Annotated in this window: 15 protein-coding genes; 4 read left to right on the plus strand and 11 right to left on the minus strand. The window is 61.4% G+C overall.

All coding sequences use genetic code 11. From position 1 onward, the window contains the following. The first annotated feature begins 17 nt into the window (after nucleotides 1-17). A complete protein-coding gene (locus tag NKJ81_RS00625) occupies nucleotides 18-1,013 on the plus strand; it encodes a LacI family DNA-binding transcriptional regulator (protein WP_352539305.1) in 996 nt (331 codons plus the stop codon). 12 nt (nucleotides 1,014-1,025) lie between these two features. Here NKJ81_RS00625 and NKJ81_RS00630 read toward each other — a convergent pair whose 3' ends face one another. Both NKJ81_RS00630 and NKJ81_RS00635 read right to left on the minus strand, forming a co-directional pair. Beyond that, nucleotides 1,026-1,466 carry a DUF2267 domain-containing protein gene (locus tag NKJ81_RS00630; protein ID WP_352448133.1) on the minus strand — a complete coding sequence of 147 codons (441 nt, stop codon included), beginning with the start codon at nucleotides 1,464-1,466 and terminating at the stop codon, nucleotides 1,026-1,028. Beyond that, the gene (locus tag NKJ81_RS00635; protein WP_352539306.1) at nucleotides 1,405-1,980 is read right to left on the minus strand and encodes a type 1 periplasmic-binding domain-containing protein; all 576 of its coding nucleotides are present in this window, start codon (nucleotides 1,978-1,980) and stop codon (nucleotides 1,405-1,407) included. The genes NKJ81_RS00630 and NKJ81_RS00635 overlap by 62 nt, the downstream gene beginning before the upstream one ends. 173 nt (nucleotides 1,981-2,153) lie before the next feature. On the opposite strand from NKJ81_RS00635, the gene NKJ81_RS00640 reads away from it, so the two are divergent. Next, nucleotides 2,154-2,579 (plus strand): VOC family protein, encoded by a 426-nt coding sequence (locus NKJ81_RS00640; RefSeq protein ID WP_352469607.1) that lies wholly within the window; start codon nucleotides 2,154-2,156, stop codon nucleotides 2,577-2,579. A gap of 76 nt (nucleotides 2,580-2,655) precedes the next feature. On the opposite strand, the gene NKJ81_RS00645 is transcribed toward NKJ81_RS00640, so the two are convergent. The 5 genes from NKJ81_RS00645 to NKJ81_RS00665 form a co-directional block, all read right to left on the minus strand. Next, nucleotides 2,656-3,852, minus strand: a complete 1,197-nt coding sequence (locus tag NKJ81_RS00645; protein WP_352539307.1) for a glycoside hydrolase family 172 protein — start codon at nucleotides 3,850-3,852, stop codon at nucleotides 2,656-2,658. 24 nt (nucleotides 3,853-3,876) lie between these two features. Continuing rightward, complete coding sequence (locus NKJ81_RS00650; protein WP_352469604.1) at nucleotides 3,877-4,719, minus strand: carbohydrate ABC transporter permease; 843 nt, start codon at nucleotides 4,717-4,719, stop codon at nucleotides 3,877-3,879. Continuing rightward, a complete protein-coding gene (locus NKJ81_RS00655) occupies nucleotides 4,712-5,638 on the minus strand; it encodes a carbohydrate ABC transporter permease (protein WP_352539308.1) in 927 nt (308 codons plus the stop codon). The genes NKJ81_RS00650 and NKJ81_RS00655 overlap by 8 nt, the downstream gene beginning before the upstream one ends. A 21-nt stretch (nucleotides 5,639-5,659) precedes the next feature. Beyond that, the gene (locus tag NKJ81_RS00660; protein ID WP_352539309.1) at nucleotides 5,660-7,015 is read right to left on the minus strand and encodes an ABC transporter substrate-binding protein; all 1,356 of its coding nucleotides are present in this window, start codon (nucleotides 7,013-7,015) and stop codon (nucleotides 5,660-5,662) included. A gap of 72 nt (nucleotides 7,016-7,087) precedes the next feature. Further along, nucleotides 7,088-8,092, minus strand: coding sequence for a LacI family DNA-binding transcriptional regulator (locus NKJ81_RS00665; protein ID WP_352469815.1), 1,005 nt, complete (start codon nucleotides 8,090-8,092; stop codon nucleotides 7,088-7,090). Between the two features lie 809 nt (nucleotides 8,093-8,901). On the opposite strand from NKJ81_RS00665, the gene NKJ81_RS00670 reads away from it, so the two are divergent. Beyond that, the gene (locus NKJ81_RS00670; protein WP_352539310.1) at nucleotides 8,902-9,453 is read left to right on the plus strand and encodes a hypothetical protein; all 552 of its coding nucleotides are present in this window, start codon (nucleotides 8,902-8,904) and stop codon (nucleotides 9,451-9,453) included. A 39-nt stretch (nucleotides 9,454-9,492) separates the two neighbouring features. Here NKJ81_RS00670 and NKJ81_RS00675 read toward each other — a convergent pair whose 3' ends face one another. The 3 genes from NKJ81_RS00675 to NKJ81_RS00685 form a co-directional block, all read right to left on the minus strand. Continuing rightward, entirely contained in the window at nucleotides 9,493-10,167 is a 675-nt protein-coding gene (locus NKJ81_RS00675; RefSeq protein WP_352448141.1) for a LuxR C-terminal-related transcriptional regulator, read from the minus strand. Further along, on the minus strand, nucleotides 10,164-11,393 hold the full coding sequence (locus NKJ81_RS00680; protein WP_352539311.1) for a sensor histidine kinase: 1,230 nt from the start codon (nucleotides 11,391-11,393) through the stop codon (nucleotides 10,164-10,166). The genes NKJ81_RS00675 and NKJ81_RS00680 overlap by 4 nt, the downstream gene beginning before the upstream one ends. A gap of 361 nt (nucleotides 11,394-11,754) precedes the next feature. Continuing rightward, a complete protein-coding gene (locus NKJ81_RS00685) occupies nucleotides 11,755-13,272 on the minus strand; it encodes a S10 family peptidase (RefSeq protein ID WP_352469598.1) in 1,518 nt (505 codons plus the stop codon). A gap of 278 nt (nucleotides 13,273-13,550) precedes the next feature. Here NKJ81_RS00685 and NKJ81_RS00690 point away from each other — a divergent pair, with 278 nt between their 5' ends. Further along, nucleotides 13,551-14,048: a hypothetical protein gene (locus tag NKJ81_RS00690; RefSeq protein ID WP_352469597.1), complete on the plus strand. Its 498-nt coding sequence runs from the start codon at nucleotides 13,551-13,553 to the stop codon at nucleotides 14,046-14,048. 109 nt (nucleotides 14,049-14,157) lie between these two features. Here NKJ81_RS00690 and NKJ81_RS00695 read toward each other — a convergent pair whose 3' ends face one another. Beyond that, nucleotides 14,158-15,492 (minus strand): four-carbon acid sugar kinase family protein, encoded by a 1,335-nt coding sequence (locus NKJ81_RS00695; protein ID WP_352539312.1) that lies wholly within the window; start codon nucleotides 15,490-15,492, stop codon nucleotides 14,158-14,160. Between the last annotated feature and the right edge of the window lie 2 nt (nucleotides 15,493-15,494).

A 15,494-nucleotide genomic window follows, 5' to 3' on the forward strand; every position in this document is an offset into this window, starting at 1 on the left:
GCAGAAAGGCGCCGACCATGGCCGATGTCGCCCGGCGCGCCAATGTATCGACCGCTGCCGTGTCGTACCTGCTCAGCGGCGACAGCACGCGCCTGAAGTTCGTCGGCAAGGAGGCGCGGCAGCGCATCCTCGAGGCCGTCGCTGAGCTCAACTATGTGCAAAACCGCACCGCGCGGCAGCTGCGCCGCCAGCAGGCCGAGCGAATCTGCCTTGTACTGCCTCGTCTCGGCGTGCCGTTCAGCGACCGGATCGCGCAGGATATCCAATCTGGAGCGGCGCTGAGGGGATTTTCGACAATTATCACCGCGGGAGACACGTTCGAACGAACCGACCGGATCGTGAGGGAAATCGAGAGCGGGCTGGCAGACGGCATTATCGCCGACTGGCAGCATCTCTCCGAGCCCGAGGTGATGCTTTTGGCCGCGCGCCTGGCGGCCGCGGGCCGGCCAGCGGTGATCTTCCATCCGACCATCGAGCCGGCAGGCTTCTCGGTTGTGCGCCAGCATACCGGCAGGGCCGTTTTCGAGGCACTCGACTACCTCTACCGAGCCGGCCATCGCTGCATCGCCTATATGGTGCATGAGCAAGCGGTGGACGGGAGCCGTCTCGCCGCCTATCGCAGCTTCCTGCAAGCACGCGGCCTTCCGCTGCGAGACGACCTGGTGATCGGCGGTGCAGAGGCGCGCAAGGCTGCGTTTGCCAATGCTACGGCGCTGGCCGCCCGCGCGGATCGGCCGACCGCGCTTTTCGTCGAATCCGATCTTGCCGCCGTGACCGCCCTGCACGCATTCGAGGAGGCCGGCCTCTCCGTGCCCGGCGACATTGCAGTCATCGGCTGCGGCAATATTGACGAGGGCGAATTCAGTCATCCGGCATTGACGACAATCGGCCCCGAAACTGCCCACTACGACCATCTTGCCGATCATCTGATCTCATTGATCTCGGCAACACCGGGCGCAATACCTACCCTTTTCAGCGTTTCGTGGCAGTTGGTCCGTCGCGCGTCCGCATGAGCAGGATCGTCGCTATTTGACGCCCACGCTTTCAGGCCAGAGGACCTGGATTTCCTTTGGCAGCGCATCCCGCACCTTTGCCGACTGGCCAAGGTCGATATGCCGTGCAAGCACACGCAGCACAGAGCGTGCCGCATCCTCGGGATCGACAGGACGGGTCGATTTCAATTCATCGGCGATGTGTTGCAGGAATTTCTCGAGCGAGCGTGTCTTGTCGGGCATGTCGGCGGGCCGATAGCGATCATAGTAGGCGCCGCGCACGAGCAGCGGCAGTTCCGCTCCCAATTTGGCCGCCAGTCCGATCTGCAGCCTGTCGCGAAGGGTTCGCAGAACGGCGCCCAATGTATGCCAGGCGACGTGTCGATCCGGACCAAGATCCGCCATGATCTCGTCAAGCCAGATGTTTGTTATTTGCAGCGTTTTGTCGAAAACGTCCAAGCCGGTTGCGCTCATCGTCGCCTCCTCGAAAGGTTCTGCGGGCGAAACGGCGACCGGAGATTATTGTTTCGTGGTCCTGTGAAAATCGTCCTGGCAAAGCGGCGGAAACCGGTTCGGTCGGAGAGCCTGTCGGCGTCAGGTCTGCTCGACACTCTGCATCTGCTGGATTTCGGCGATCTGAAGCGGCCGTTTTCACCCCGTTGAGTGCAGTCACAGCGGCCAGATTGTCGCCCTTTTCATCCCACCGCACCGGCTCGCGATAGGCGATTCCCCTGAAACGGATATCGCGCACCGCCGCCAGAACGTCGCGCCGGCTCGGATATCCCTTGGATGCAGTGCTGGCGTCTTTGATCGCGGCAAGGAGAAGGCAGGCCGAATCGTAGGCGTTCGCGGCATATTGCGCTTCGGCTTCACCGCCCGAGGATCTTGCCGGCTTCGGCGAGCGTCGCTTCCAAGCAACCCCTTCGCGCGTCAACCACGCCCGTTCAACCTTCCCACAGTTGTATTCGGCGCCCTGCGTTCCCGTCATTGAAGTCGTCCTTGCTGATCCGAAAGGTGGTTGTCCTCCCCCGAACTGAGCTTGTGCTCATCGGTTCCGAACGCCGTCTCAGCAATGAGACCGGTCCTCACGTTGCCCGAGCCCGGGTATCTCTTGACTGACTGAGCGGCCCGCGCCGACAATGGCATTGGGAAGACGGCGGGATGGCGCCCACGGTGTTCGGCACCACTTGGCGATCAAGCTGCGAAAGGGCTGTCATGGATTGGAAGCTGGAGCTGGTCCCGGTCCCCGTATCGGACGTCGATAGAGCAATTGCCTTTTATGTTGGGAAGGTCGGCTTTCATCTCGATCACGACCACACCGTAAGCGACGAGATACGTTTCGTGCAATTGACGCCGCCCGGTTCGGCCTGTTCGATTGCCATGGGCAAGGGCCTCGTCGACAGCCCCCCGGGATCCATAAGGGGCCTGCAACTCGTCGTGCCCGATATCGATGAGGCTCACCGGTACCTGGCCGCTCAAGGTATCGAGGTCAGCGATATCAAGGATTTTCCCTGGGGCAGATTTGTCTTCTTTGAGGATCCCGACGGCAACACCTGGTCTGTCCAGCAACTTCCACCTCGCAGCTGAGGCGGCACGCTGCGGCAGGGTCGTGCCCCGACACAGATAGCGCGGGATGCACGGTTCAATTCGAACGCATCCCGGCCTAACGCCTCTTCTCGTCGAAGGCGGCATTCCAATTGTGATAAGGCGCGCGATAGGTGGGGATGCGGTCCTCGACATCGACAAGCGCTTCGAACGGTTTGTGCGGTTCGGCCTGATACCAGAAGGCGACCGACGAAATGTCGTCCGAGCGGCGATTGGCGTGACCGTGCTCGATGGTCACCCGGATGCGTTTGTGGAAGATGACCGGGTCCTCTATGTGCCAGCGATAGAGCGTAACCGGCTCGGTCCAGTTCGGCCCGCCGGCGGCGATGATGCCGTGATAGGGCGCGCTGTAGTCCTGTGTCGGGCACCATGCCGTATTGAAATAATCTTCCGTGCCGGTGCCGTGCAGCGTCGGCGGCCAGGCATCGTTGGCGCCGGGGCCGGTCTCGCCGCGATCGTCGATCAGTTCGGCCTTCGGTCCGATGCGCGGATCGGGCTTGCGCACTGTATCCGGCACGGAAATGCCCGGCTCGCCATCGACGAAGATCATGTCGTCGCCCTCGCCATACCAGTCCCATAGTGCGGAACGCCGCCGCGAATAGACGGAATAGAGTACGCCGACATAGTGGCCATGACCTTCCGCCTCCAGGATGGTGTAGTTGCCGTTCCCGTCGGTGTTTTCCCCGCCAAACAGGACCTGCTCGTTGGCCAATCCCGTCTCGTCTATGCCGTCAGGTCGCTGCTGACTGTATTGGGCGTGGAAGCGGCCCAGGCCTTCCTCGAGTTCCTCATGCAGTTCGAGATCGACATAGTAATAGAAAAGCAGGTCGTCCTCAGCTTCATTGGCGACGGTGAAGCGCATGTGGCTGGCAAACGGCATCGGAAAGTAGCAGTTGAAGGCCTTGCCATCCTCGGGGCTTGCCTGGACCGGCAGGCTGGCAAAATTGCGGGTGCGGGCATGCCCCATGCCGAAGAAATCACCGATCGGCGTTTCGATGCTCGGATACTCCTCGCCATCCCAGTAAGCGCGCAGCACGATCTTGCGCAGGAAGTCCTCACTCTTGCAGGCGAGCGTCGCCCAGATATGCGTGACAATGCCGGCACCGTCATGCTCGGCAATCACCACCGTCTGGCCGGGTTCAACATGCAGCCGGTCGTCATTGCCGCCGGTGCGGTCGTAGCTCGAGAACCGGCGGGTTTTGGCGTCGCGCAATTTGGCGAGCCCGCGAAGCGGCGACAAGCCGGCATTATCCATGTGTTTCTCCTCTTGCTTCAGCGGTTATTTCAGGCCGCTTGTCTTGATCGATTCCATGATCTGGCGTTGGAAGATCACGAAAAGAACCAGCATCGGCACGGCGACGATGGTCGAGGCGGCCATGACGTAGTTCCAGGCGGCGGCGTACTGGCTCTTGAAGTTCGCAATGGCTACCTGCACCACCCAGAGATCGAGGTCCGATGTGATCGTCAACGGCCACAGGAAAGCATTCCAGTTGGCGAGGAAGAACAGGATCGCCAGTGCCGACAGGATCGGCCGGCTGAGCGGCAGGATGATGCTCCAATAGATGCGCCAGTAGCCGGCACCATCCATGATCGCCGCTTCTTCCAGTTCCCTGGGCAGCGACAGGTAGTATTGCCTGAGCAGAAAGATGCCGAACGCGTTGAAGATCGCCGGAATGATCAGCCCGGCATAGCTGTCCAGCATGTGCAGCATCCGCGTCAGGATGAACAGCGGCACGATGATTACCGGCAGCGACACCAGAAAGGTCGAGAACATGGCGAGGAACAGCGTGTCGCGGCCCGGAAAACGCAGCCGTGCGAGCGAATAGCCGGCCATCGAATGAAAGAACAGCGCGGCGACCGTCACCGTCGCCGACACGAAGAACGAATTGAAGAGATAGCGCAGGAACGGCACCTCGGTCAGCACATAGAGGAAATTGCCGAGCGTCGGGCGTTCCGGAATGAGGCTCGGCGTGAAGACGTCGCTCGCCGGCTTGAGCGAGATGACCAGCATCCAGACAAGCGGGAATACCGTCATCAGGCCAAGTGCGGCGGTTGCCAGCATCCAGGCAAGTCTCGCCGCTCGTATCTGCGAACGGCCGGAAGGAGTTCGGCCGTCAGTCATGCTCGAAACGTCCGCCGCGCGTCAGCACGAAGAAGAAGACCGTGACCAGCATCAGCGCCAGCACCAGCAGCGATGCCATTGCCGATGCATAGCCGAACGCGCCGAACTGGAATGCCTGCTTGTAGATGTAGATGATCAGCACCGAGGTCGAATTGACCGGACCGCCTTTGGTCATCACATAGATCAGGTCGAAGACCTGGCCGCCGGCGACAGCCGCGACGAGCGAGACCAGGAGGACGAAGAAGCTGGTCGGCTTGAGCAGGGGCAAAGTAATGTACCAGAAGCTTGTCACCGGCCCGGCACCGTCGATCTTTGCGGCTTCGTAGTACTCTGCCGGGATGTCCTGGAGCCCGCCGAGGAAGATCAGCATGTAGAAACCCATCAGGAACCAGACGCTGACCAGCACCAGCGTGAACAGCGCCAGATTTGGATCGCCGAGCAGCGAAATTCCGCCGAGGCCGACGCGCGGCGCCAGCCGGCTGACGATGCCGACCTTTTCGACCAGCATGAGCTGCCACACGAGCGCCACCACGACCAGGCTGACCATCTGCGGCGCAAAGAACATCGAGCGCATGACCGCGTTGAAGCGGTTGGTCTTCTGCACCAGAAGCGCCAGTCCCAGTCCGGCGACGTAGAGCGCCGGCACCAGCATGACGGCATAAGCTACCGTCACCTTCACGGACGACCAGAACAGCGGGTCGCCCCACATGCGCCTGTAATTGCCGAACCCGACGAACCTGTAGCCGCCGAAGCCGTTGACCTCGAAGAACCCGACGGCGAGCGACAGCAGCATCGGCACGCCGACGAACACCAGCAGGCCAACCGCATCGGGCAGGACGAACAGCCATGCGGCGCAGCGCTCCCTTTGCTTGGCGGTGAGGCCGCGGGCGGAATTCGCGCCCGCGGCTGGCGGTTTCATCTGATCCATGCTGGAAAGGGCCTAAAGGATCGGCGCGCCGGAATAGGAAGCGAGGAACGCATCGAGTTGCTGACTGGCCGTCGTCGCCGCCTGCTGGGCATCAACCCCGCCAAGCTGTGCCGACTGGATGGCGTCGGAGATGATCTTGTAGGCCTCCGGCGGAACCCGCGGCTCGGCGCGCGTCCCCGGATGGATCTCCTTGGCGAAGGTGCCGAACTTGCCGGTGCTGAAGACATCGGCGCCGGCCTTCAGCGCGCTGTTGCGCGGCGGCATGTCGCTCTTGGCGACAGTGCACCAGTTGACGACCCGGTCGATCGATGCCGGATCCATTGAGGCCAGCGCCCAGGCGCAGAACTGGGCGGAAGCATCCGGGTTCTTGCCTCCGGCATTGGCGACAAAGGCCCAGCCACCGCCGACGGTGACGTATTTGCCATTGGCCGGTGTCGGCAATTTGAAGATGCCGTAGGGCACGTCCTTGGCGTTGTTGTCCATCGCCGAAATACCCCAGATGCCGCAGTTCTGCATGGCGCACAGCCCTGCCCCGAGATTGGCGACTATGTCGAAGCCGCCGCCGACCACCTGACGCGGCGCCACGCCGGTATTGATGGCATCCTGCCAGAGTTTCAGCGCCTGGACGGTGGCCGGCGAATCGAAGGCGCTCTTGCCGTCCTTGCCCTGGAATTCGCCGCCGCCCTGCCACAGGAACGGATACCAGGTGAAGTTCTGGTAATAGCCGGGAGTCGTTTCGAACAGCACGCCGTAGCGACTGGGCGTCGTCAGCTTTTTGGCGACCGCCAACAGCTCGTCCCAGGTCTTCGGCACGTCGTTCTCGTTGAGCTTTGCATCCTCGAACGCTTTGACCGAATAGTAGAAGGCCATCGGCTCGACTTCCATCGGCACACCGTAGATCTTGCCGTCCACCATGCGGTTGGCGATGACGCTTTCCGGGAAATCGGCCTTGGCGGCATCCTCGATATGCGGCGTCAGGTCGGCAAGTACGCCGCCATTGTAATAACGCAGGAAATCGCCGGGGCTGATGAGGAAGATGTCAGGGCCCTCGCCCGACGCGAAGGCCGTTGCCAGCTTGGAACCGGAGATGTATTCGCTGTTGACGACATATTCGAGCTCGACCTTCTGGTCGTGGCCGTCGTTCCAGTCGGCCACCAGCTTCTCGAACCACTGGACCTGCGGCTTCACGTCTCCCCCAGGCGCATAGAACTGCCAGAATTTCAGCGGCGCTTCCTGAGCGCGCACGGCCATCCTGTTGATGAACGGGAAGCCTGTGAGGCCGGCGGCAGCGAAAGTGGCGCCGCCCTGGATCAGCCGACGGCGGTTCAGGCTGGCCAATGGCCGGTCGCGGGTCGTTTTGTCAGTCATCAATTCCTCCCTTGGATGTTGTTCGGTCGAACGTTGGCGAAGGGACCTCCGTTCCCTTTGCCGGCATCTGCGTCACGCGCTGTCGAATGGGCTCAACGCGCATGGGATCACTTCGGTGCGCGGCGCGCCCTCGACTTTGCCACCCAGCCGTTCGAGCAGCATTTCCGTGGCGCGCTTGGCAAGCATTGTCGGACTGTTGCCGACACAGGTCAGCTTCGGCCTGACATATTCCAGTTGAGGCAGGTCATCGAAGACTGCGATGGCGATATCCTGAGGGATATTGATCCCATGGTCGTAGAATTCGGTCAGCGCACCGGAGGCCATCAGATAATTGGCGAAGAACATCGCCGACGGCAGGTGTCCGCCGTGCTTCTCCCTGAGCCAGGTGACCGCTTCCCGCCCTGACGGGGCAAGATAGCTTCCCTCGAACCGCAGATCGGCGGAGATTGGCACGCCATTGTCGGCGAGCCCTTTTTCGAAACCGGCGGCACGCGCCATCGCCTCCTTGAAAAAGGATGGCCCGGTGACATGGGCGATGCGGCGATGGCCCCTCTTCGCCAGATACTCGCCCATCAGATAGCCGCCGCCGAAATCGTCCAGCTGGACGCTGTCGACAGCATGGTTCGGCAGATGGCCGATGAAGACGGCGGGCAGATCGAGGCTGAGCAGTTCGCTGTGCATGCCGTGCAGCGCGAAGTCGGCAACGATGACGCCGTCGACCCGCTTGCGCCCGATCTGGCGCAAATACTCGCGGCCGTGATCCTGTGAATGTCCGCCCGGCACGTCGGTGTTGAAGATCAGCATGTCGAGGCCGACCACTTCGAGCGTCGACTGCGCCGTTTTCACCAGCTCCGGATAGAACGGGTTGCGGATGTCCGGGATCAGCATCGCGATAATGTTGGTACGGCCGGTGCGCAGGCTCTGCGCCTGCGGGTTCGGGGTGTAGCCGAGTTCGTCGATCGCCGCTTGTACGCGCTCACGCAGCGATTTCGATACCCGGTCCGCATGGTTGATGACATGCGACACGGTCGTGCGCGACACGCCCGCTCGCGTGGCAACTTTGGAAATCGTGCTCATGGTGACAGGTTATGAGCACATGAATGCATTTGCAAATCGATTTTACCGATGTCTCGCAAATTAGGGCCATCAGGCGGATTGCGCAAAATGCCAAAAGAAAAGGCCGGACTGTTAAGCCCGGCCAAGTGTGAAGGTCTATAACCTCCAGAGGGGAACGCGCCGGACGCAATGGGAGGAGACATCCGACGCAATTCGCATATGGGTCTGTATTGGTGGCGTTTCAACGATGCGGCAGTAGACCAACGGCGTTGCTGCCATAGAGCCAGAAACGCAAAGCATTCGAAGGGGGCGGTGGATCGCAGCTGCCAGTTGGACACAAAGGTCGCCGAATGCAGGGTGGCTCCTGGCATAGGGACTTCAGTCTGTAGGCCTATCGACCAAGGACCCGCACAGCCAAACTTTGGTCCGAGGCTGCTATCGCAAAAGCCCGAAATGCGAGAGTTTCAGGAACTGAGTTCCGAGGAGCCCCGTTGCGATGCCGACTGTTATAGGAGGCCGCCATGGACCCGAGCATTCACCAGGCACGTTGGCTGCTTTTTCCGTTATTTGGCCTGTGTTTCGGGGTCGCGGCCATTGGATTTATTGTTGGCTGACAGTGGGAACTCGGCGCTATCGCGGAGAGACGCAACCACGGGAAGGCAAAAGGCTTGCGCAGTAAATAGTCCCTTCCTGCGCTAGCGAGACCCACCAGTTACCATCGTGGGACTGGTGGGCCTTGACGTTCCGGACGCAAACCATTGTTTTAAGCATCACACGAATTCGAACAGGAGGCAGTACGACAGAGCCGTATGATTAAGGGGAGTTCCGACATGCGACTGGCAAGTTCATTGATGACGACCCGGAAACGAAGGACCGGATCTTCACGAGGACGTCGTGTCGGCATTTCTGTAGTCGTCTTGACCTTCATTCTCGTCGTAAGCCCCTATCGCGTCGTGTTCGATGGATCATCGCAGCCGCTCGGCCCGCAGGCTGCCTGGGCCAAAGATGGCGGGAACGGCAATGGCGGGAACGGGAACGGGAACGGGAATGGGAACGGCAATTCGGGCAATTCGGGTGGAAACTCCGGCAATTCGAACTCGAACGCTGGTGCCGGCAAGGGCAAAGCAAAGTCGCAGGACGACAATCTCCCTGATCCCGCCCCTGCGGTAAACCCCGATAGCAAGCCAAAACTCTTTGTCAACGCATCCACAGGAGACCGGGTCGAGGTGAGCGGCCCGAGCATTGGCGTGGTGCATTCGAACGGACTCAGCGAACGCATCGACAGCGACCAATATGAAATGCGGGATGCCGAGGGCCGCATCATCATTCGGCGCCTGGCGACGCGTTCCGATCGGGACAGGTTGCTTGGAATGATCAACTGAGGGCCAGTTCACATGGCAGCGCAGTGCGGCAATTTCGGCTCAAGCATGATCGCGAACAGGCGGATGGCGGCGCTCAGTCGCGTCGCGCAAGGTCATGGCAGCTTCGGTCCTGTTGCTGACGTTGAGCTTGGCCAGGATTCGCGTCATGTGGTGCTTTATCGTCTTTTCATGGAGGTTCAGCCGAAGCCCGATCCGCTTGTTGCTCAGTCCCGCGGCAACCAGCGTCAGGATCTCCCTTTCGCGGCTGGTGAGGTCGGCAAGTCCGTCAGCTTTCGCCGGCTCTTTTGATTGAGCCGAGAGATCGGCCAACAGGCGCGCCGACAATTGTGGACAGACATATCGTTCGCCCGACGCTACCGTGCGCAGGATCGCAGCCAACGTCCTCGACCCGACCCCCTTCAGAACATAGCCCCTTGCCCCGCTCTGCAACGCGGTCATCACGTGCTGGTTTTCTTCCGAAACGGTCAGCATCACAATTTTCAGTGCCGGATGCCGCTCAAGGGCCGGTCCGATCACGCCAAGGCCACCTCCAGGAACCGATATGTCCATCAGCAGAATGTCGGGCCGCTGGTCTTCGATTATCCGCAGGGCATCGTCTCTGCTGCTTCCTTCACCGACGATCTCGAACCCGCCGATCTGATCGAGCGTGCGCACAACGCCTTCCCTGAACAGCGGGTGGTCGTCGACGATGGCGAGCTTGATGGCTACTGTCATGTCTGCCCCATTTCAACGATGTTGAGGGCCATTCTTACGACTGTGCCACTCTGTGAGGAAGTCACGGTAAACTGGCCCCCGAGGCTTTCCACACGCTCGCGCAGCCCTACGAGTCCCAGCCTCTCGGGACGCACGATTTGCGGGTCAAAGCCGGCGCCGGCGTCGGCCACTTCGATACAAACGCGCTCGCCGTCGAAATGTTTCTCGACCGACTGACCTTCACCTCCGGCATGACGGAATCCATTGTTCAGCGCCTCCTGGACGAAGCGGAAGATGCAGATCTTGGCCGCCGGCGACAATGGCGCATGGCCGCCGGTCATCGATAGCATCACTTTGACGCCGGTTCGTTCTTCGTGCGCCCGTACGGCAAGCTGGAGAATTTCACCCAGTTCGGCATGCTCGATATGCGGCAGGACAAGGCCCTTGCTGATGCTCCTGATCTCGCGCATGGCATCGTCCAGATGTGCTTTGATGGCCAGCAATTCCTGTGCACGCTTCGATTGCGACGTAGCGGGATCGGCAATGACGGGGCTGTCGATCCCCAGCGCCGCGAGAGCAACCAATTGCGCCGGGCCATCGTGCAAGTCCGCACCGATGCGCCTGAGATAGCGTTCGTTAAGTGCGGTGGCACGCTGCGAGGCACGCTGCACCCGCAGCCTCAACAGTCTGTTTTGCGCAAGCAGATCGGAAAGCTCGGCAATGCGCTGCTTCAACGAGCGGCTCTGCGAACTGATCATGCGGCTGCCACGGAACACGATTGCCGACAGCCCGAGAAAGAAGGCCGCTGTGACGGCGGCAACGTCCAGCCAGGTTCGAATGAGTGCCTGATGCAGGTTTCTTTCAAAATCAGTGGCGACCTCGTAGAATTCTGAAACGGCCACCACTTCCCCCGACCATGGCTGCAGCACCGGATTGTAGATCTCGAGAAGATGCAAGCCGCTGGCCCTTTCGGCCTCGCTGTCCGAATCGTCCAGCTTGTCGAACTCCGAGACCATTTGGCCTGCGAATGCCGCCCGGAGATTGTCGCTGGGTTCAAAGCGCTTGCCGATCAATGTCTTGTCGGTCGAATACAGGATGGTTCCGTCGCGACGCCAGAGCTTGAAGGATTCGAGCCTTGTGCCGAGTGCCCCTTGTCCCAGCGTTTCATCGAGCGCGTGGGCGACGCTCTCGTCGAGCACTTCGCTCTTGCGCATATCCGGAAGCAGCGGCGCGATGACGCTGTCCACGTAAAGAGCCGTTGCGGAAGCCGAATTCTGCGTGACCACGGTTTCTATATGATTCGTGACGGAAATCCCGACCACCACCATGGCTGACAGGGAAAATAGACCGCCCGCGAGCAGGAACTGCGTTGCCAGCGACAGCGCATTCCAACGGTCAACAAGGCTTGTCAGCCTGTGTGGCTTGGTGTTCCGAATGGCCCGCTCGGCAGCACGCCGCACCAGTGGCGCGATTCTGGAGAGCCGGCTAATCCGTTGTCGAACGTCGCTGAAAGACGCCATCCTAGGTGTGTAACCGATCAATCGCGATGGAACTAGGGCCTGATGAGAGGGCGAACAGCGTATCCGGCGCTTTTTTGGGCAAACCGTCTCATTGCGTCGTTCGGTAAAGCTCGGACGCGGCCTGCTTCAGTGCCGCCCGTCCATCCGGCCTCAGATACATCATGTGCCCGCCCTCCAGCACCTCGGTGCGAATGGGCTTTGCGCCGGCAAGCGAAGGAATTTGACCAAGCAGGTAGCGCGAGCCCATGTACGGCGTCACCAGGTCGCTGTAGCCGTTGACGATCAGCACGCCGAGGCTGGGGTTTAGCACGCGCGCCTGTTGAAGGTCGTCCATGACACCCGCATAGCCCTGACGCGTCGCGCTCGTCCCATAGTCCCAATTGCCGCTGACTTCACGGTTGAGAAGCCGATAGCTGATATCCGTGCGGAAGTTCAATTCATCACGCACATAGCCGACGAAAGCGGAGGTGAGCGCCGGCACGCTTCGGTCGAGCACCGGATCGGGACCCTCGACTCCCAGGCTCTCTGGCGCCACGTCCGCTGTCGCGATGTTGCCGTCATAGGCGCTGAGAACATTGCCCTTTGCCCGTGCAAACTCCTTGGCGAACAGCCCTATGGGAATGCGTGCAAAGTGCCGCTGGACGAGATCGAGCGGCAGACCGGTGATTGCGGCGACACGCTGGCTCGCCAGGCGTCCACCCTGCTCCAGCCCACCGGCCAGCGCGGCCAGATAATCGCCGAGCGCATAGCGTTCGACTTCCGCCAGCCGCTCCTGCAGGGCCGGGCCGGAAACGCCTTCGCTGTGTAGGCGCACTGCCGCCAGCGACGGCAGTTCCAGCGCCCAGTGGAGCGGCTGGAACTCGTCCGGGCGCACCAGCGTGAATTCGAGCGCCGGCGAAATCAGCACGACACCACTCGGGCTGATGCCGATGTCTTCCTGAAGCTTCCTGGCGAGCAATGCTGCTCGAAAGCCGCCATAGCTTTCGCCAGCCAGGAAGACAGGCGATGCCGTACGGTTCGTCTGCGCCAGATAGAGTCGGATAAACGCGCCTATCGACGCGGCGTCCTGGCTGACGCCCCAGAAGCTGTGTGCTTCCGTGCCGGGCGCTTCACGGCTGTAACCGGTTCCGACAGGGTCCACAAAGACCAGGTCGGTCATGTCGAGCCAGGTGTCGGGGTTATCGAACAGCCTCTGCGGCGACGGCAGGAAACTTCCATCGGCCGCTGTCGCCAGAACCCGCGGACCGAGCGCGCCGAGATGGAGATAGGCGGAAGCTGCTCCCGGACCGCCATTGAACACGAAGGTGATCGGGCGACGCGGATCCGGTCCCGTTTCTTTCCCTGCGTGCAGAGCATAGGCGACATAGAAAATCTCGGCGGTGATATCGCCTTTGCCGGACGGCAATGACAGCGTGCCGGCCTTGGCCTCGTAATCGAGCGTGCGTCCGGCAATGACGATCGAATGATCGGAAGTCTGCGGCGGTGGCAGGAGCGAGAGAACCCCGCCTGTGGGCGGCGGCCGCTGGGCCGTCTCCGCATGACCGAACCCAGTTCCGGCAACCAACAGCAGAAGAGCGAGGGCGATTTCTTGCAGCTTGATAGGCATGACGTCTCCGGAGCAATTGGCTGGAAACTAGCACACCGTCGGCCGAACCAAAGTCACAGCACCGTGCGCCAGTACATCTGACAAGAAGGGGTCGGATTTGGAAATCCGATGCCCAGGCGGAAGATAGGGCGCGAGGGTCACGGCGGCAGCCTAACCTCTTCCAGCAGATGCGTGCGGCGGAATGGCGGACCAACGACTTCGTGAATTTTCTGCCGGTTGACTCGATTGGCCCACTTCCTAGGTTTGCATTCGGGCCTCCCGTGCAATCCGAAGTTGGTATGACATCTTTCCACACCCGAAAGCTTGCCCTTCTCCTTCTATCGGCAAGCGCCGCCATCCTGTCTTCCTGCGTCATGCCCGACGACACGTCGAGCACTGCGAAGGAAGACGCCACGGCGGCGGCAGCCCGCAGGGAGATGGTCGGCCTTAGCGAGGCGGACGTTCGAATGTGCGCCGGCTTTCCTACCGCCACTGCCGATGTCGGCAAATCCGGCCAGATCTGGACCTATCAGCGCGTCGTTCAACGCGGCAATCTCAACATTGTCGTTCCGACCGTCGCCATTGGCCCCGTCCCGGCGCTGGGGGGTTCCGTCAACGTCGCCCCCGGCGGCTATTGCAACACGCAAATTCGAATGGTTGACGGTCATGTTGCCGAGGTTGCCTACGCCGGCGACAACAACCTGCCGAACAACCGCGATGCGCTCTGTGTCAGCACGGTAGACGCCTGTGTCGCCTACGCCCGTCAGTATCATCCAGGCAGGACAATGGGCAGATAGCGTGATGAGTGGCATTGCCGCTGATCTGAACGCCTGAGATTTCTGGTTTGCCGGCTAGTATCCTCGATCCCGATCGAGCATCACCGATTTGACCTGACATTCCCCGCTCTCAACCGCCGACCCCATCGCGAATAGCGGAGAAATAGCGGTCGGTTCCGACCTGCCCACCCTTGAGGGCAATTTCCAGCCCATCGATCGCCTTAATGCTTGAATGTGCCACACAAAGTGGCGAGCCCGGCGATGCCGGCAGCGGCATTCGCACAGTCAGCGCGTCTACGCCCATCTGGCCAAGTGCATGGCTCGACGTGTCGCCGCCGGCGATGACCACGCGCAGTAGCTTCTCTTGAAGCGTCAGTTCGCGGAGAACCTCGCCAAGGCCGTAGCCGAGCTTATGGCGGGCGCCTTCCCGGAGATCGATTTCTGCACCGCGGTCGGCCGCAGGCCCGAGCGCGGTGTAGAGGACGACGCTGCGCCCGGCCCGTAGGCTGGAGCGGCCGGTTGCCACCGCGCGCGCAATCGCGTCGTTCGAAGCCTCAGAAACCAGTTGGACTGGGTCGAGCTCGATCCCGTCGAAGCCGTCGGCCAGAGCATGACGGATCTGTCGTTCCGTCGTCGGCGAGCAGCTCCCCGAGACCACGGCGATCCTGTCGGCAGCGCCCGGCGGCGAAAAGGCGGATTTGGTATCCACGATCCGGTTCGATGCCCATTCGACCAGCAAGGCATATTCGATGCCTGAAGAGCCGACGACGAAATAACCGCCCGGCTTGCGAGCGCGCCAAATCTCCTTGCCGGCAAGTGCCTGGGTTTCCAGGCTATCGACATCGACAAGCACGATACCTGAGCCATTCTCCACAAGCCGGTCGAATGCTTTCGACCGCGACGCGGACTGCAGCGTCGCCAGGTCGACCAGGCCCGAGGCGAGGCTGGTCTGGCGCGACAGATGGATCAGCAGGTCGGATTCGTCCATCGGCGTGGTCGGATGGCGGCTCATCACGGGATGGCGGTCGATGCGGAAATATTTTTCGCGATAGGCCGCGAACAGATGACCGAAGGCGGTGTAGCGCTTCAGCTGCGGCGCGCCGACCACCAGCGGCACGCCGTCTTGCCGGAAAACCGAGCGGCCAATTTCGATCGCCCGGCCGATGCTGCCGATTGCCGGGCTGGAATCGAAGGTCGAGCAGACCTTGTAGTGGCAGATCTCGGCGTTGACGGTCTTCAGCCAGGCGAAGGCATCTCGCAGATGCGTGTCCATCCACTGCGGCGTCTCGCTGCGGCTGGTGCCGGCCAGCCCAAGGGCGCGGCAATGCGCAAATTGCGAAAGCAGCGCTTCGTCCGGCTGGCGCATGAACAGGACGGTCGGCACGCCGCCGAGCTCGAGCGCCTCCATAACGTCGGTCGAGCCGGTCAGGTCGTCGCCATAGTAACTCAGAAGCAGGTTTTGCATGG

Origin of the sequence: Mesorhizobium sp. M0018 (assembly GCF_040323955.1) — a bacterium.
Classification (GTDB): Bacteria; Pseudomonadota; Alphaproteobacteria; order Rhizobiales; family Rhizobiaceae; genus Mesorhizobium.

What these genes read in the sequence shown, in the direction of transcription:
- NKJ81_RS00640 (WP_352469607.1), top strand. Translation starts at nt 2,154, where the DNA reads ATGGCGCCCACGGTGTTCGGCACCACTTGGCGATCAAGCTGCGAAAGG.
- NKJ81_RS00635 (WP_352539306.1), bottom strand. Translation starts at nt 1,980, where the DNA reads ATGACGGGAACGCAGGGCGCCGAATACAACTGTGGGAAGGTTGAACGG.
- NKJ81_RS00655 (WP_352539308.1), bottom strand. Translation starts at nt 5,638, where the DNA reads ATGAAACCGCCAGCCGCGGGCGCGAATTCCGCCCGCGGCCTCACCGCC.
- NKJ81_RS00665 (WP_352469815.1), bottom strand. Translation starts at nt 8,092, where the DNA reads ATGAGCACGATTTCCAAAGTTGCCACGCGAGCGGGCGTGTCGCGCACG.
- NKJ81_RS00650 (WP_352469604.1), bottom strand. Translation starts at nt 4,719, where the DNA reads ATGACTGACGGCCGAACTCCTTCCGGCCGTTCGCAGATACGAGCGGCG.
- NKJ81_RS00625 (WP_352539305.1), top strand. Translation starts at nt 18, where the DNA reads ATGGCCGATGTCGCCCGGCGCGCCAATGTATCGACCGCTGCCGTGTCG.
- NKJ81_RS00645 (WP_352539307.1), bottom strand. Translation starts at nt 3,852, where the DNA reads ATGGATAATGCCGGCTTGTCGCCGCTTCGCGGGCTCGCCAAATTGCGC.
- NKJ81_RS00670 (WP_352539310.1), top strand. Translation starts at nt 8,902, where the DNA reads ATGCGACTGGCAAGTTCATTGATGACGACCCGGAAACGAAGGACCGGA.
- NKJ81_RS00660 (WP_352539309.1), bottom strand. Translation starts at nt 7,015, where the DNA reads ATGACTGACAAAACGACCCGCGACCGGCCATTGGCCAGCCTGAACCGC.
- NKJ81_RS00690 (WP_352469597.1), top strand. Translation starts at nt 13,551, where the DNA reads ATGACATCTTTCCACACCCGAAAGCTTGCCCTTCTCCTTCTATCGGCA.
- NKJ81_RS00675 (WP_352448141.1), bottom strand. Translation starts at nt 10,167, where the DNA reads ATGACAGTAGCCATCAAGCTCGCCATCGTCGACGACCACCCGCTGTTC.
- NKJ81_RS00695 (WP_352539312.1), bottom strand. Translation starts at nt 15,492, where the DNA reads ATGCAAAACCTGCTTCTGAGTTACTATGGCGACGACCTGACCGGCTCG.
- NKJ81_RS00630 (WP_352448133.1), bottom strand. Translation starts at nt 1,466, where the DNA reads ATGAGCGCAACCGGCTTGGACGTTTTCGACAAAACGCTGCAAATAACA.
- NKJ81_RS00685 (WP_352469598.1), bottom strand. Translation starts at nt 13,272, where the DNA reads ATGCCTATCAAGCTGCAAGAAATCGCCCTCGCTCTTCTGCTGTTGGTT.